The organism is Enterococcus pallens ATCC BAA-351, from assembly GCF_000407485.1.
GTDB classification, from domain to species: Bacteria; Bacillota; Bacilli; order Lactobacillales; family Enterococcaceae; genus Enterococcus_A; species Enterococcus_A pallens.
In genome coordinates this window covers 94389-109825 of sequence record NZ_ASWD01000007.1, presented here as the reverse complement: position 1 = coordinate 109825, position 15437 = coordinate 94389, and the positions used below count along the sequence as shown (strand labels likewise).

Genomic DNA, 15437 nt, shown 5'->3' with positions numbered 1-15437 from the left:
TAGAACATTGAATTTACGTGTAAAAAAATAAATGATTACCTAAATTGACTGAATAAGAAGATCCAGATTTTATTCAAATAAAAAATATAGGAGGAAGACAATGGAATACTGCCAGATTAAAGGGTTGGATGCAAAGGTTGCTCGAATTGCTTTAGGAACAGGTTGGTTTGGCCCGGAAAATGAAAAGGTTATCTTTGAATTGTTGGATGCTTATGTAGCCAGCGGAGGAAATGTGATTGACACTGGACGTTTCTATAACGGCGGCAAAGCTGAAATTGTCATTACTAAATGGCTGAAGGAACGAAGCAATCGAGATGATTTGCTGCTTGTAAACAAAGCTTGCCATCATTATGTGGATGAAAACAATGTACAGTATCCAGATAAAAGCCGGGTTGGGGCGGATTACATCACTGAAGATTTAGAATACAGTTTGAAAAATATGGGTGTGGATCATTTTGATATGTACATTATGCACCGAGATAACGAAGAGGTACCGGTTGAGGAATTAATGGATCGTTTCGAACAGCATCGTTTGGAAGGGAAGATTACGACATATGGAGTAAGCAACTGGTCGGTTGAACGGATCAAAGCAGCTAACGATTACTGTATCCAAAAGGACTATCTTGGTATCAGTATTAACAGTCCATCCTTCACCTTAGCGAATGTGAAAAAACCGCGCTGGTATCGAGCGGTTTATGTAGATGCAGATTATGTGAAGAAGAACAATGAAATGGGCATCACTGTGATGAGCTGGGGGGCACAGGGAGCGGGATTCTTCGTGCCGCTGTGGAAAGACATGAATGCAGAGGCACCGGATGACATAAAAGGTGCGTTCTTTACCGAAGAAAACTTTAAGAAGTTGGCCCGAGTAGAAGAAGTAGCAAAAAAACGTGGAGTGGAACCAATTAACGTAGCCTTAGCCTATGTACTGAATGACCGCTTTGATGTGTTTGCTTCTATTGGACCACGAAATAAAACCGAATTGCTTTCAAGTTTGAAAGCACAAGATGTCCACTTAAAGCCAGAAGAGATTGCTTATCTAGAATTAAAATCAGAAAACCTGTAAATCAAAAATGTTGTGGCCGAAGCGTTCACTCCGAGAAACAAGCCTGCTAATCCAAAAAATTACTGAGAGACACAACGAACATAGGAATTGATGTCGAACAATACCTACCTAAAGCTTTTCATATTTTTGTGATTATTCGACTTATTTCCGAAAGAGCAGCTTCAGTCACAAACTCACTATAATCCTAAAAAGAAATTAGAGGGAATAAGTAGTCAGTGCTACTTGTTCCCTCTAATTTTAGTATGTTTAAAATAGTTTCAGCTGTTGTTCTCTCTGCTCGAACTTTTTTAGATAGCCAAAAATATCATCGGTTCGCCACATAATTTGGTGCTTTTGACAAAAGGTAATGAACTGCTTCATGAGTTGACTGTTGTTAGGGCTGTTGCAGACATATTGATTCCCGAAGGCTTGCTGGTATTTTTCTTTCATGCCGGGAAGATGTCGATCCAGCTTTTGATAAAAATATTCGCGATTTCCCTCGCGCAAAGTCATGCCAAAACCGAAGCACATAATTCCTTTTACTCCTGCTTTTAAACAATAGTCCAGTATGCCGGCCAAGTTTTCCTCACTGTCGTTGATGAAAGGCAAAATGGGGGATAGCCAAACGATTGTCGGTATCTGCTCTTGCTGGAAGATTTTTAGTGTTTGGTATCGTTCATAAGTAGTCGAAACATAAGGTTCCAAAATTTTACATAATTCTTCATCATAGGTGGTTAAGGTCATTTGTATGACAGCCTTTGTTTTTTGGTTAATCTGTTTTAAAAGATCCAAGTCTCTCAATATACGATTGGACTTTGTTTGAATAGAAACACCAAACCCGTATTTTTCAATTAAGGCTAGTGAATGACGTGTGATGTTTAAACGTTCTTCTAATTGAATATAGGGATCAGTCATGGCACCAGTAGTAATCATACAAGGCTTCCGTTTTCGCAGCAGCTGCCCCTCTAAAATTTCTAGTGCATTGTCTTTTACCTCAATATCTTCGAAAGGATGATTGATCTGGTAGCACTCACTGCGACTGTCACAATAGATGCAGCCATGTGTACAGCCGCGAAACAGGTTCATATTATTATTAGGTGAAAGAATCGTTTTATAGCTGGCGTAGTGCATACAAATCCTCCTCTTTAGGGAACGTTTGTTCTATTTGATTATCCCACAAAATCCTTCTGACAACAAGGAAAAATACCAGTATAATGAAAAAGATGGAGGGAGGCTGCTATGCTAAAGATTGGAGAATTTTCTCAATTGGGTCATGTGTCTATTCGGATGCTGCGGCATTACGATGACATTGGATTATTGCGACCTAAAAAAATTGATCAGGAATCCGGATATCGATATTATTCCGTCAGACAGCTTGAACAATTGCACACGATTCTATTATTAAAGGAATTAAAATTTTCTTTACAGGAAATTAAAGAGCTGTTGTCAGCTGATTCGAATAGTTTAAAAAAGCAGCTGTTAAATAAAGAGCAAAGAATTATAGAAGAAATTGCCCGCGATCAGTTGCGAATTGAAGCCATTCAACGGAAAGTTCAACAAATAGATAATCCAGTTTCCTACGATATCAGATTATGTGCCATTCCTAGTTTTCCGGCAATTTGTTTGCGAAAGGTCATTCCAAGCTTCTATCATGAGGGCATGCTTTGGCAGCAATTCTATGATGAGATGGCTAAGCAAAATCTTACCGTAGCTTTACAGGATATTGGAAATGCGACGATTTTTTATGATCAGGAATATAAAGAGCAAAATGTTGATATTGAATTAGTTTGGCGAACTAAGAAGCTTGAAACGGTCTCAGCACCGTTAGTAAGCCTCATGATGCCGGAAGTACCTTTAGCTGCTAGTATCATTGTACAGGGAAGTTACCATCAATTACCAACCGTTTACCAGGAGTTTGCTTGTTGGCTCGATCAGCATCCTGAATATCAAATGGTTAAGCTAACTCGCCAGGTTTGTCATATTGGTCCAGATGAAACAGACAATTCTGAGGACTATATTACTGAAATACAAATTCCGCTAATTGCTCTTGACTCTCACATTATGTGAGGGATTATCCTCGTATTACAGGAGGGATGTCAACATGAAATTACAAGCAATTGGCAGGGTAGCACAGCAGGATGGAAAGACAGTACTAGTAGTGGATGAAGGAATGCGGGCTGGTTTAACAGGACTTGGCGAGTTTAGCCACGTAATGGTCCTTTATTGGTTTGATCAGTTAGATATTCCAGAGTTAAGAGAAGAGCGGGTAATGTCAAAACCGTATGTTCATGGTCCAGAAACGTTAGGAATCTTTGCTACAAGAGGGCCTGTTAGACCCAATCCGATCGCGGTCTCAGTTGCGGGGATTACCGCATTTGATCAGGAGAATGGCATCGTGGAATTGGATTTTTTAGATGCAGAGGATGGCAGTCCACTACTAGATATTAAGCCTTACACACCAAGCTCTGAGATTATCAAGAATTATCGCAGCCCTGAGTGGTGTGCTCATTGGCCGCAAAGCTATGAAGAATCCGGTGAATTTGATTGGTCACAGGAATTTAATTTTGAAGAATAGCAATGTAGAAGCTCGAGTGGAGAACGTTTGCCACTCGAGTTTTTTATGTCCAAGGTATTTTTCGATGTGTTATGCGACTTCAAAAAAATGGCTTTATCTGCATCTAATAATGAAATTATTATGATACACATATTCGTAGTGTTTCTTGTTTGATAAGTTTATCTTTTGGTGCTATATTACTATTTGTTGGTAATACAGAATAATAGAAGGTGTATAACAGTGAGTAAAAAAGGCTCAGAAGTTATTGTAGAAAGTTTAATCAATCATCAAGTACCATTTGTTTTTGGAATTCCTGGGGCTAAAATAGATGGTGTATTTGATGCCTTAGAAGATAAAGGACCAGAACTAATTATTGCACGACATGAACAAAATGCGGCGTTTATGGCTCAAGCAATCGGTCGCTTAACTGGCGAACCAGGTGTGGTAATCGCCACCAGTGGTCCAGGTGCAAGCAACCTTGCCACTGGATTGGTAACTGCTACTGCCGAAAGTGATCCTGTGTTAGCAATAGCTGGCCAAGTGAAACGATCTGATTTGTCTAAACTAACCCATCAAAGTATGAAAAATGCGGCTTTGTTTAGTCCTATTACTAAATATAGTACGGAGATTCAAGATCCTGAAACTATTTCGGAAAATATCGCAAATGCGTATCGAATTGCTAAAACTGCTAAAAAGGGTGCAAGCTTTTTGTCAATACCACAAGACGTGACGGATAGTCAGGTAACTGGCGAAGTCATTAAACCGTTATCTGTTCCGAAATTAGGTGGAGCTGCTCGTGAGGATATTCAAGCCTTAGCAAATAAGATTCAACAAGCTAAATTGCCAGTACTTTTGGTTGGGATGAGAGCTTCAGCTGAAGAACCCACTGCAGCGATTCGGGAGTTAATTGAGGTTACTGGCTTGCCGGTTGTAGAAACTTTTCAAGCTGCGGGGATTATTTCACGGAAGTTGGAAAAGCATTTCTTTGGTCGAGTGGGCTTGTTCCGGAATCAACCAGGGGATATGCTGTTGAAACGTAGTGACTTAGTTATTGCTGTGGGTTATGATCCGATTGAATACGAAGCACGCAATTGGAATGCAGAAAAGGATGCTCGGATTACCGTGTTGGATGAAGTTGCAGCAGAAATTGATCCTTATTTACAGCCTGAAGTGGAACTGATTGGCGATATTGCCATGAATATTCGCTCTTTGAAAGAAATGATTGCTGGATATCAGCTTCCAGAAGATGCAGTGAAGTATTTAGAAACGTTACAGGAAAAATTACAAGAATCCAATGATCGGGTAACTGTTGAAGCTAGCGGCCGTATTCATCCGCTAGATGTCATTCATACACTGCAGAAAAAAGTGACTGATGAGATGACAGTAACGGTGGATGTAGGCAGCCATTATATTTGGATGGCCCGCCATTTCAGAAGCTATGAGCCTCGACATTTATTGTTTAGTAATGGCATGCAAACATTAGGGGTCGCACTACCATGGGCAATTGCCTCAGCTTTGGTTCGACCAAATACGCAAATCATTTCCGTTTCAGGGGATGGTGGATTCCTATTCTCAGGACAAGAACTGGAAACTGCAGTTCGGTTGAAACAAAAAATTATTCATTTAATTTGGAATGATGGGACCTATAACATGGTTGGTTTCCAAGAAGAAATGAAATACAATCGTTCAGCAGGTGTGAACTTCGGTCCAGTTGATTTTGTAAAATATGCTGAAGCTTTCGGAGCAAAAGGGCTCCGAGCAACCACTCAAAAAGAATTAGAGGCTGCATTAGCTGAAGGCATGCAAACAGATGGTCCAGTGATTATCGATATTCCAATTGACTATCGTGACAATAAAGAACTAGGTAAGACGGTATTGCCTGATCAATTTTATTAAGAGGTGGAGACAATGAGCTACTTATATCAGCATGGTACTTTAGGCGCCCTCATGAGCGATCTAATGGACGGGACAGAAAAGATTGGGGAATTAGGCAAGTATGGCGATTTTGGAATAGGCACCTTGTCAGGATCAAATGGAGAAGTTATTATTTTGGATCATGTAATGTACCATGTCAATGAAGCTGGAGAAGTTTCCATCTTAACTGGAAAAGAGAGAACACCGTATGCAGCTGTTACGGAATTTAAAGCTGCACAAAAAACAGTTATCGAAAAACCTGCGAATGCAGAAGAAATAACTAATCAGCTATTGTCTAAAATTAGTCCCAATCTTTTTGCAGCCGTGAAAATTTCAGGAACCTTCTCTGCTATGCATGTACGAGTTTCACCAAAACAAGAAAAACCTTATCCCAAATTTGTTGAAGCTGCCCGCAATCAACCAGAGTTTTCTGAAGAAAAGGTTAACGGAACAATTGTTGGCTTTTATACACCAGAGTTGTTCCAAGGAGCAGCAAAAGCTGGTTTCCATTTACATTTCATTAGTAAGGACCGAACCTTTGGTGGCCATGTAATGGACTATACTTTGGGACATGGAACCGTTAAATGGATGGAACTTGAAGAATTCCGTCAACATTTTCCAATTCACGACAAAGAGTTTTTGGAGCACAAAATTGATAGTGAAGAAATTATGAAGGATATCGCTGAAGCAGAATAAAGAAAAAAGCCATCCGTGATTGGATGGCTTTTGGATTATATACCTAGTAATGGAGCTGGATTAACAAATCCAGACCAAACTGCTGTTGATACACCGAAGTGCAAGTGAACGCCAGTTGAGTTACCAGTAGTTCCCATGCCGCCAAGTACTTGGCCTTGGCTTACTTGCTGACCAACACTACAATTTGGAGCAGAGATCATGTGCATGTAGTAAGAATAGTAACCATCAGAATGCTGAATGATTACATAGTTTCCAGCTGACCAGTGGAAGCCAGCTTCAACAACTGTTCCAGCTTTTGCTGCATGAATGGAAGTACCAGCCGCACCAGCAAAGTCAATGCCGTCATGTTGTGTTCCAGATAAACCAGTAGGATCAACCCGTGGACCAAACGGACTAGTGACAACTAAACCGATGGAAAGTGGGGAAGCCCAGCCGCTGCTGTTAGTAGCAGGGCTACTTGTTCCAGTGCTTGGAGCTGAAGGAACTTGAACCGCTTCGGGATTTGTAACTGTTTGAGCTTGTTGAGCCTGTTGTTTTGCTTGCTCTTCTTGTTGTTTTGCTTCTAGAGCTGCGATTTCAGCTTGTGCTTTTTGTTGAGCACTTTCAGCTGCTGCTTGTTCAGCTGCCGCTTCTTCTAAAGCTTTTTGAGCTTGCTCAGCAGCGATTTTCGCTTGTTTTTCAGCTTCAGCTTGAGCTTTTTCACGGGCTTCAGCTTCTTTTTTCTTTTGTTCTTCCAATGCTTTTAACGCTTCTTGACGTTTCTTTTCAGCATCTTCTTTTTGTTGCTGGAATTTATCCTTTTGAGCAGTTTCAGTCGCAATGCTCGCTTGAATTTCATTTACTTTTACTTGTTGATCTAGTTTAGCTTTTACTAATTGCTCTTGTTTCGCTTTTAGCTCTTCAGTTTTATTAGTGATAACTGCTAAACGTTGCTCTGCTTCTTGTTGCAGCTTTTCAAGCTCAGCTTTATCGCGAGTTTGTTGCTGCATAGCTTCTTTATTAGCAGACAGGATAGTGGAGACAGCCATTGTTTTTTCAACAGCTTCACTAATAGATTTAGCTTCCATTACAGTATTCACTAAAGTTACAGCACTGTTGTTGGTTTGAACGTTTCTTGCTTGTTCTTTTAATTGCAATTCACGTTTTTGAATTTTCGTTTGAAGATCTTGAATCTTCGCAGTTAATTCACTTAGTTTTTGTTCTTCCTGTGTTTTTTGCTTCAACACATCATTAACTTCTTTTTCAACGGCAGCAACTTCTTGCTCCAAGGCTGCTTTTTGTGATTCAGCAGATTGAGCTGTTTGCTGCAAGCCTTCGATTTTTTTATCTTGATCGGCGATTTTTTGGTCAAATTCATCAGCACTCGCACTCAATGGTACACCCAGAGTGACAGCACATAAAGCTAGTGCAGTATATTTTTTTAACTTGATCATTTCGGTCCTCACTTATGTGTATAGATTCTAATTTTTATCAACGTTTTGATTATATAAGAAAATGTGAAGAAAAAGTTGAGAAAGGCTAAACTTTTATGTAACCGTATAGTTTGTAAAGGAATTGAAATATAGATTTCTATAAAAAGCTCAAAAAGGCTATTGACTTTGCTGTTTTTTGATGATAGTCACATTAGAAATTGGTGGTATCTGACTGATTGTTAAAAATAGCATTATAGCTATTCTTGCGGTAAAATTTATTCAAGTATAAAGGAGGAATGCATTTATGAGTTGGAATAGTCAAGAGGAAAAAGAAGCTGCCTACCAATTAATGTTGGAGCAGCAAAAAGCATTGCTGGAGGGTGAAACGGATTTAATTGCTAATTTAGCCAATTCATCGGCATTATTGAACCTGACTTTAAAGGATACCGTGTTCGCAGGGTATTACCTTTTTAAAGAAGGAGAGCTGATTTTAGGTCCATTTCAAGGAGGCGTTTCTTGTGTACATATTCCGTTAGGCAAGGGAGTATGCGGCGAAGCAGCTGAAAAAAATCAGACGTTGATTGTTGAAGATGTTACGAAGCATCCGAATTATATCGCCTGTGACTCGAAAGCTAAATCAGAAATTGTTGTACCAATGAAAAAAGGAGATCAGCTGATTGGCGTACTGGATTTAGATAGTTCGGAAATTGGTATGTATGATCAGATTGACCAATTCTATTTGGAACAATATGTTGCATTATTGCTGCAAAACGTTGATTAATGTTCAGGTATAATTGCTTATTCAAGAAAAAAGAGGATTAATGTAGTCTTTTAATCCGATTAATGGTACTATTAATGTGTAGTAAATACGTCCATTGAGGTGATTAAATGAATAAAGAAGCGATTATTGTTGGAGAAAATTATGAGTGCCGTAAGGAAGATTTTGCTCGGCCGATTATAGGTGAGGTTTTACAAAAGACCGATGAAGGCTGTATCGTGAATGTGGAGCGATTCTATGGATTAGATGCGGATAAGATTGACGAAGTCGACGGCAAAGTCTTGATTAAATACAACGAAGTAGCAGGAATTGTTTCCTCTAAGTGCTTTTTCAGTTAAATAAATAATGTAAAACGAGTATTTCTGCTCTGGATTATCAAGCAGAAACACTCGTTTTTTTTAGATCGACAATTCTTTTAAGAGATCTAATGCAGGTTTTTCTTTGATTATTTGATTTTCCCGCTCTTTTGGTTTAGCTTCATCTGGGGTAGTTTTGTAACGATAGTCAGTAACCGTTCCTTTTTCATCGTAATAAACCCAAATACTTTCATTGCCAATTTCCTCTAAGTCGCCTCTTAAATCTAATAGCAAATCACTAATTGAATCATAATAGTTCATGTTTTCCCCTCCTAGTCTATTGTAAAAAAAATTGATGGATTCGGCAAGTTGCTTCAAAAAGAAAAGGCGGGTATGATCGATAAAGGAGGCTTTTATGACGAAATCAGCAAATAGTTTTTTTATTGATGCACCGGGCGCTTATCAGCTGCTTAATCAGGGATACAACATACTGGAGGTTGGCAATCAACCTAAAAAGGAACAGGTTGATCATTTACCTAGGGCTCAATTTTTAAATACCAATGAAATTGAATCGGAAGAAAATAGCTGGAATATATTTTCACCCGAGACTTGCAAACAAGCGTTTATGGCGAAAGGAATTAGCAAGGATAGTAAACTATTAATTTATTCAGTTAGTTTAAGTGCAGCTTGTCGAGCAGCTTTTGTTGCTTATTGGTTAGGGATTTCAGAAATAAAAATCTTAGAGGATGGGCTAACTTCGTGGCGGGCTTTAGACTATCCCTTAGAGAAAACTTGGTCATCTGCCGAAAAAGTGAGTTCCTTTGGTAGACATGTTCCTGGAAGGTCAGCAATATTGATTTCAACATCTGAGGATTTGCTGTCAGCTAAACAAAATAATCCTGAACTTGTTTTAGCCAGCGTACGAAGTTTGGAAGAATATCAAGGAACAACCAGCAATTATATGTATATTCCACAGGCTGGAGAGCCTTTTGGAGCAGTTTGGGCCAAGGCTAGCTGCGGAAAGGATGACGTGGCGGACTTATTGACATTGGAACAAAAAATCAAGCCTTTAGCTGAAATTGAACAAGCCTGGAAAACTAACGGAATTACTGATGGAAAAGAAGTGGTTTTTTATTGTGGAACTGGTTGGCGAGCCTCAGTGGCCTTTTTTATTGCCAAAGAGCTTGGCTGGCAGAAAGTTCGTTTATTTGATGGCGGCTGGTATGATTGGAGCCAAAAGCATGCAGCAAATCCCGAAAAGTTCCCACTGAAAAAGACTCTTTAGGCACACCACACGTTGCCTAAAGAGTCTTTTGGTTTAATTCATTAGTTTAATTAAATCTTGGGCAAAATCACTAGTTGAAACCTCTGGAATATCCAGTGCTTGAGCAAAATCTTTCGTAACAATTTTTTGTTCGATTGCGGCTTCAATGGCGCCAGTAATTTTCTGACTAGCCTCATACCAGCCTAAATGATCCAACAGCATGGTTGCCGACAATAATAGTGAGCAAGGGTTAGCATAGCCTTTGCCAGCAATATCTGGGGCCGTACCATGAGTGGCTTCAAAGATTGCATGACCAGATTGGTAATTGATGTTTGCTCCTGGTGAAATCCCGATTCCACCAACTTGGGCAGCCAGGGCATCTGAGATGTAATCTCCATTTAAATTCGTTGTAGCAATTACTTGGAATTTCTCTGGATATAACAGAATTTGCTGCAATAAATTATCAGCAATCACATCGTCAACAATTACTTTTTTCGCTTCTTTGGCTGCAGCCATTGCCTGATCAGCGGCTTGTGCACCATCTTCAGCCGCAATTTTCTTATATTGATTCATAGTAAAGGCTTGTGGATAATCTTTTTCCAGCAGATCATATCCCCAGGCTTTAAATCCGCCTTCAGTAAATTTCATTATGTTACCTTTGTGTACCAAAGTCAGCCTGGTTAATTGATGCTGCAATGCATAATCCATCGCAGAACGAACGAGGCGTTCACTGCCTTCTTTTGAAATCGGCTTAATACCTAATGCACTGGTTTCAGGAAAGCGGATTTTGTTGACAGACAAAGTATCTCTTAGAAAATCCAATAACTTTTTCGCTTCGTCGGAGTCAGCCGCAAATTCAATACCTGCATAAACATCTTCAGTATTTTCGCGAAAGATAGTCATGTCGGTCTTTTCAGGTTCTTTCAAAGGAGAAGGAACACCTTTAAAGTAGCGAACAGGGCGGACACAAGCGTATAAATCCAGCGTTTGTCTCAATGCTACGTTTAGCGAGCGAATACCGCCGCCAATAGGAGTCGTTAATGGACCCTTAATAGCTAATTTGTGCTCTTGGATCGCCGCAACCGTTGCATCAGGCAGCCACTCACCAGTCTGGTTGAACGCTTTCTCACCGGCTAATACTTCTAGCCATTGAATTTTTTTGTCGTTGCCATAGCAAAGTTTTAAAGAAGCATCAACAACAGTTTGCGTTGCTGCCCAAATTTCTGGTCCAATGCCGTCACCTTCAATGTAAGGTACAATTGGGGTATTTGTCATTTAGTTTGTCTCCTCGCTCATTTTTTTGCGGATAACCAATGGCAAAATGCCTTGGTTTTTCCAATAATCTACATCTGCCTGTGAATCAAAGCGTAATTTCGCCTGGAAGGTAATTGGCGAATCCTTTTCAGCAGTTACCGTTACTAATTGGTTGATAACTGGTTCCTCTGGCATATCAATGGTAAAGGTTTCTGTGCCATCTAAACCTAATGTTTCCGCCGTTTCACCATCAAGATATTCTAGAGGTACAATGCCCATCATTACTAGATTGCTGCGGTGGATTCTTTCATAACTTTCAGCGATAACAGCTTTAACGCCAAGTAGAGAGGTTCCTTTGGCTGCCCAGTCACGAGATGATCCCATACCGTAGTCTTTTCCAGTTAAAATAACTGTGCTGATACCATTTTTTTGGTAACTCATAGCTGCATCATAAATACTCATTTCTTCACCAGTTAAGGCTGAACGAGTGTATCCGCCAGTCACATCTGGTGTTAATTGGTTTTGAATCCGAATGTTGCCAAAGGTTCCCCGCATCATAACTTCGTGATTTCCACGGCGTGAGCCAAAGGAATTATAGTCTTTGTAAGCTAAGCCACGTTCTTTCAAGTATTGCCCAGCTGGAGAATTAAGGGAAATATTTCCAGCAGGAGAGATGTGGTCAGTCGTAACTGAATCACCAAATTTTGCTAAAACCTTTAGTCCAGTCAGTGATGGAGGGGTATCTAAGGTTTTGCCTAGTGTATCAAAGAATGGCGGATTTGCAATGTACGTCGAAGCTTCATCCCATTCGTAAGTTGCCCCTTCAGAAGTTTTAATTTGATTCCAACGTTCGTTGGATTGATAAACGTCTTCGTAAGCAGACTGATAATCTTCAGGATCTAAGTGAGCATCAATGTAGGCGTCAATCTCTTCTTTGCTTGGCCATAGGTCTTCCAAGTAAACTGGACCAGCTTCCGTTTCAGCAATTGGTTCAGAGGTCAAATCTTTGGTTACTGTACCTGCTAAAGCGTATGCTATCACCAATGGCGGTGAAGCCAGATAATTCGCTTTAATCAGCGGATGAATTCGACCTTCGAAGTTACGGTTTCCAGAAAGAACAGCTGAGACAACTAAATCATTTTCTTTCAAGGTTTGTTCCACTTCATCAGAAAGTGGACCCGAGTTTCCTATACAGGTAGTACAGCCGTATCCGACAATATCAAAGCCTAATTCAGCTAGTGGTTCCAATAATTGTCCCTTTTCTAGATAAGCGGTTACGATTTTTGAGCCAGGCGCTAAGGAAGTTTTGATTGTTTCAGGTACTTTTAAGCCTTTTTCGACAGCTTTTTTAGCTAATAAGCCGGCTGCAACCATTACATTAGGGTTACTGGTGTTTGTACAACTGGTAATAGCAGCCAAAGCTAAATCACCGGTTTGTATTTCAGTGTCTTTATTAGCTACTGGAACTTTTTTGTTGATCTCTTCTTCAGGTAAACCGAAGCCTTGAGGACCGCTTGGGTTGGTCAATGAAGCACTAAAGTTATCTGCAACTTGATCTAATGGAATCCGGTCTTGTGGTCGTTTTGGTCCTGCTAATGAAGAGTTGATTTCACTTAAGTCCAGCTGAATCACTCGTGTATAATTAGGTGTCTCTTGTCCATCATAAAATAGGTGATTCTCTTTAGCATAAACTTCTACTAGTTTAATTTGTTCTGGTGTACGTCCAGTCATTCGCAAATAATTCAAGGTTTCTTGATCAATAGGGCAGTAGCCGCAAGTCGCACCATATTCTGGCGCCATATTAGCAATTGTTGCCCGGTCAGATAGACTTAGTTTTTGATAGCCTTCACCGAAGTATTCAACAAATTTACCAACAACTTTTTCGTTCCGTAACAGCTGTGTTAAATGTAAAGCCAAATCAGTCGCAGTAGCTGTTGGTGATAAAGTACCTGTTAATTCAACTCCGATAACTTCTGGTGTTGGGAAGAAAGATGCTTCGCCTAAGATGGCTGCTTCGGCTTCAATACCGCCGACACCCCAGCCTAAAACACCCAGTCCGTTAATCATGGTTGTATGCGAATCGGTTCCTTCTAATGAATCAGGGAATAACCAGTTTTGTTCATCTTTTGTTTGTTTTAAGATGACGTCTGACAGAAATTCCAAATTGACTTGATGAATAATTCCAGTTTCAGGAGGAACAACATCAAAGTTATCAAAGGCCTGTTGTGCCCATTTCAAAAACTGGTAGCGTTCATGGTTTCGTTCGAATTCTTTCTCCGTGTTGTAAGCAAGGCTGTCTTGCGTTCCGGCACAGTCTACCTGTACGGAATGATCGACAACTAAAGTTACCGGAATCTCAGGATTGATATACTCAGCTTTTCCGCCCAGTTTCACCACAGCGTCACGCATAGCGGCCAAGTCAACAACTGCTGGAACACCAGTGAAATCCTGGAGTATAACTCGTGACGGTCGGAAAGGAATAACCCCCTCAGGATTTTGTGCATCATACTCAATCAGTTCTTCCAGTGCCTCTTGTTCCTTGTGCCGAGCTAAACTCTCCAGCAAAACGCGAATGCTGAAGGGGTAACTTGCCAGCTCCTTATTATAGGAGGAAGCGACCGATAAAAGATCAAGATAGGTGTATTGTTCGTTGTTAATGGTTAGTTGCTTTGTCCAATTCATATTGATAATCCTTCCCTTCTGTTATTGATACATGTCTGTTGGTATATTATACGAAGAAAGAAAAAGAAAGTAAATGTCTTTATTAAAACTATTTCATTTTAAAATAATGGTGTTATAATGTTTCTTGAATGCAAAACACAGAAAACGGGAAGTTAGGAGGACATCAACATGTTAGATTTAGAATTAATGGCGGAGGTATGCCGCCAAAAGGATTATTTAGATGCTTCCTTATTCACGAAACATAATGTGAAAAAGGGATTGCGTGACTTAGATGGCAAGGGAGTATTGGCTGGTTTGACCAATATATCCACGATACATCCACAAAAAATGGTCGGTGATGAAGTAATTTCTAATCGTGGAGAACTACGCTATCGCGGAATTGACGTGAATGACTTGGTGAAGGGTTTTGTTTCTGAAGCACGTTTAGGGTTTGAGGAAGTTAGTTACTTGTTATTATTTGGCGAACTGCCAACTAAGAAACAATTAGATGACTTTACTGAGACAATCGCTAAAAGACGAACACTCCCAACAAACTTTGTTCGGGATGTTATTATGAAAGCTCCGTCTCACAATATTATGAATATGATGTCCCGCAGTATTCTTACATTGGGATGTTATGACAAAAAAACCGATGATATCAGTATCGAAAATGTTTTGGACCAAAGCTTGTCCTTGATCAGTATATTCCCGATGATTGCAGTGTACTCGTATCATGCATACAATCACTATGCAAAAGGGGAAAGTATGTACATTCACCGCCCAGATGCTTCGTTGAGTACAGCTGAAGCTATTTTAACAATGCTTCGTCCAGATAAGAAGTATACCTTCCAAGAAGCGCAGACTTTAGATATGGCGCTTGTTCTACATATGGAACACGGTGGCGGTAACAATTCAACCTTTACGACACGAGTGGTCACCTCAAGTGGAACGGATACATATTCAACCATTGCAGCTGCTTTAGGTTCATTAAAAGGGCCTAAACATGGTGGGGCGAATATTAAAGTAACGCAAATGATGGATGATTTGAAGAATAACCTTAAAGATCCAGAGGATGATGAGGAAATTGCAGCTTACTTAGAAAAGATTTTAAGTAAGGAAGTATTCGACAAACAGGGATTGATTTATGGTATGGGACATGCAATTTATGCCGAATCTGATCCTCGAGCAGAGGTATTCAAGCGTTACGTTGAGAAGCTAGCAAGTGAAAAAGGAGCTTGTGCCGAGGCAGATTTCAATCTTTATCGCAGGGTAGAGCGTATTGCTCCAGAGGTTATCTCTAAACGACGTAAGGTTTATAAAGGTGTTAGTGCTAATATCGATTTCTTCAGTGGATTTGTGTACCACATGTTAGATTTACCACAAGAACTCTATACACCGATGTTTGCGATTGCCAGAATTGTCGGGTGGTCTGCTCACCGAATCGAGGAGCTGGTAAATGCCCAAAAAATTATTCGTCCAGCTTATATGGAAGTTTCATCAGAATTAGATTATACGCCAATTAGCGATCGATAAAGGGTTATGATAGGTTAAAATAATAAAAAA

14 protein-coding genes are annotated in these 15437 nt (G+C 40.0%); 9 read left to right on the top strand and 5 right to left on the bottom strand.

The features are described 5' to 3' along the window. Positions 1 to 100: 100 nt before the first annotated feature. The gene (locus I588_RS23970) at positions 101 to 1066 is read left to right on the top strand and encodes an aldo/keto reductase (RefSeq protein ID WP_010756021.1); all 966 of its coding nucleotides are present in this window, start codon (positions 101 to 103) and stop codon (positions 1064 to 1066) included. 246 nt (positions 1067 to 1312) lie between these two features. Here I588_RS23970 and I588_RS23965 read toward each other — a convergent pair whose 3' ends face one another. Then, on the bottom strand, positions 1313 to 2176 hold the full coding sequence (locus I588_RS23965) for an SPL family radical SAM protein (protein WP_010756022.1): 864 nt from the start codon (positions 2174 to 2176) through the stop codon (positions 1313 to 1315). 108 nt (positions 2177 to 2284) lie between these two features. Between I588_RS23965 and I588_RS23960 the strand changes: the two genes are divergently transcribed. The 4 genes from I588_RS23960 (at position 2285) to budA (ending at position 6209) form a co-directional block, all read left to right on the top strand. Continuing rightward, positions 2285 to 3112 carry a MerR family transcriptional regulator gene (locus I588_RS23960; RefSeq protein WP_010756023.1) on the top strand — a complete coding sequence of 276 codons (828 nt, stop codon included), beginning with the start codon at positions 2285 to 2287 and terminating at the stop codon, positions 3110 to 3112. A 34-nt stretch (positions 3113 to 3146) separates the two neighbouring features. Then, entirely contained in the window at positions 3147 to 3620 is a 474-nt protein-coding gene (locus I588_RS23955; RefSeq protein WP_010756024.1) for a TrmO family methyltransferase domain-containing protein, read from the top strand. Positions 3621 to 3839: 219 nt separating this feature from the next. Next, positions 3840 to 5495 (top strand): acetolactate synthase AlsS, encoded by a 1656-nt coding sequence (gene alsS / locus I588_RS23950; protein WP_010756025.1) that lies wholly within the window; start codon positions 3840 to 3842, stop codon positions 5493 to 5495. 12 nt (positions 5496 to 5507) lie between these two features. Next, positions 5508 to 6209 carry an acetolactate decarboxylase gene (budA, locus tag I588_RS23945; protein WP_010756026.1) on the top strand — a complete coding sequence of 234 codons (702 nt, stop codon included), beginning with the start codon at positions 5508 to 5510 and terminating at the stop codon, positions 6207 to 6209. Positions 6210 to 6244: 35 nt separating this feature from the next. Here the strand turns inward: budA and I588_RS23940 are convergent, their stop codons facing one another. Further along, positions 6245 to 7642, bottom strand: a complete 1398-nt coding sequence (locus tag I588_RS23940; RefSeq protein ID WP_010756027.1) for a peptidoglycan DD-metalloendopeptidase family protein — start codon at positions 7640 to 7642, stop codon at positions 6245 to 6247. Between the two features lie 283 nt (positions 7643 to 7925). Here I588_RS23940 and I588_RS23935 point away from each other — a divergent pair, with 283 nt between their 5' ends. Both I588_RS23935 and I588_RS23930 read left to right on the top strand, forming a co-directional pair. Next, positions 7926 to 8402 (top strand): GAF domain-containing protein, encoded by a 477-nt coding sequence (locus tag I588_RS23935; RefSeq protein ID WP_010756028.1) that lies wholly within the window; start codon positions 7926 to 7928, stop codon positions 8400 to 8402. A 107-nt stretch (positions 8403 to 8509) separates the two neighbouring features. After that, positions 8510 to 8737 carry a hypothetical protein gene (locus tag I588_RS23930; RefSeq protein ID WP_010756029.1) on the top strand — a complete coding sequence of 76 codons (228 nt, stop codon included), beginning with the start codon at positions 8510 to 8512 and terminating at the stop codon, positions 8735 to 8737. Positions 8738 to 8797: 60 nt separating this feature from the next. On the opposite strand, the gene I588_RS23925 is transcribed toward I588_RS23930, so the two are convergent. Next, on the bottom strand, positions 8798 to 9016 hold the full coding sequence (locus I588_RS23925; protein ID WP_010756030.1) for a hypothetical protein: 219 nt from the start codon (positions 9014 to 9016) through the stop codon (positions 8798 to 8800). A gap of 94 nt (positions 9017 to 9110) precedes the next feature. On the opposite strand from I588_RS23925, the gene I588_RS23920 reads away from it, so the two are divergent. Next, positions 9111 to 9980 (top strand): sulfurtransferase, encoded by an 870-nt coding sequence (locus I588_RS23920; protein WP_010756031.1) that lies wholly within the window; start codon positions 9111 to 9113, stop codon positions 9978 to 9980. 33 nt (positions 9981 to 10013) lie between these two features. Here I588_RS23920 and icd read toward each other — a convergent pair whose 3' ends face one another. Continuing rightward, the gene (gene icd, locus I588_RS23915) at positions 10014 to 11234 is read right to left on the bottom strand and encodes an NADP-dependent isocitrate dehydrogenase (RefSeq protein WP_010756032.1); all 1221 of its coding nucleotides are present in this window, start codon (positions 11232 to 11234) and stop codon (positions 10014 to 10016) included. Then, entirely contained in the window at positions 11235 to 13895 is a 2661-nt protein-coding gene (acnA, locus tag I588_RS23910) for an aconitate hydratase AcnA (protein WP_010756033.1), read from the bottom strand. A gap of 186 nt (positions 13896 to 14081) precedes the next feature. Between acnA and I588_RS23905 the strand changes: the two genes are divergently transcribed. Further along, positions 14082 to 15407, top strand: coding sequence for a citrate/2-methylcitrate synthase (locus I588_RS23905; protein ID WP_425387101.1), 1326 nt, complete (start codon positions 14082 to 14084; stop codon positions 15405 to 15407). Positions 15408 to 15437 lie beyond the last annotated feature (30 nt).

Coding starts and splice junctions, on each gene's coding strand:
- I588_RS23970 (WP_010756021.1), top strand. CDS start 101: ATGGAATACTGCCAGATTAAAGGGTTGGATGCAAAGGTTGCTCGAATT.
- I588_RS23965 (WP_010756022.1), bottom strand. CDS start 2,176: ATGCACTACGCCAGCTATAAAACGATTCTTTCACCTAATAATAATATG.
- I588_RS23960 (WP_010756023.1), top strand. CDS start 2,285: ATGCTAAAGATTGGAGAATTTTCTCAATTGGGTCATGTGTCTATTCGG.
- I588_RS23955 (WP_010756024.1), top strand. CDS start 3,147: ATGAAATTACAAGCAATTGGCAGGGTAGCACAGCAGGATGGAAAGACA.
- budA (WP_010756026.1), top strand. CDS start 5,508: ATGAGCTACTTATATCAGCATGGTACTTTAGGCGCCCTCATGAGCGAT.
- I588_RS23940 (WP_010756027.1), bottom strand. CDS start 7,642: ATGATCAAGTTAAAAAAATATACTGCACTAGCTTTATGTGCTGTCACT.
- I588_RS23935 (WP_010756028.1), top strand. CDS start 7,926: ATGAGTTGGAATAGTCAAGAGGAAAAAGAAGCTGCCTACCAATTAATG.
- I588_RS23930 (WP_010756029.1), top strand. CDS start 8,510: ATGAATAAAGAAGCGATTATTGTTGGAGAAAATTATGAGTGCCGTAAG.
- I588_RS23925 (WP_010756030.1), bottom strand. CDS start 9,016: ATGAACTATTATGATTCAATTAGTGATTTGCTATTAGATTTAAGAGGC.
- I588_RS23920 (WP_010756031.1), top strand. CDS start 9,111: ATGACGAAATCAGCAAATAGTTTTTTTATTGATGCACCGGGCGCTTAT.
- icd (WP_010756032.1), bottom strand. CDS start 11,234: ATGACAAATACCCCAATTGTACCTTACATTGAAGGTGACGGCATTGGA.
- acnA (WP_010756033.1), bottom strand. CDS start 13,895: ATGAATTGGACAAAGCAACTAACCATTAACAACGAACAATACACCTAT.
- I588_RS23905 (WP_425387101.1), top strand. CDS start 14,082: ATGGCGGAGGTATGCCGCCAAAAGGATTATTTAGATGCTTCCTTATTC.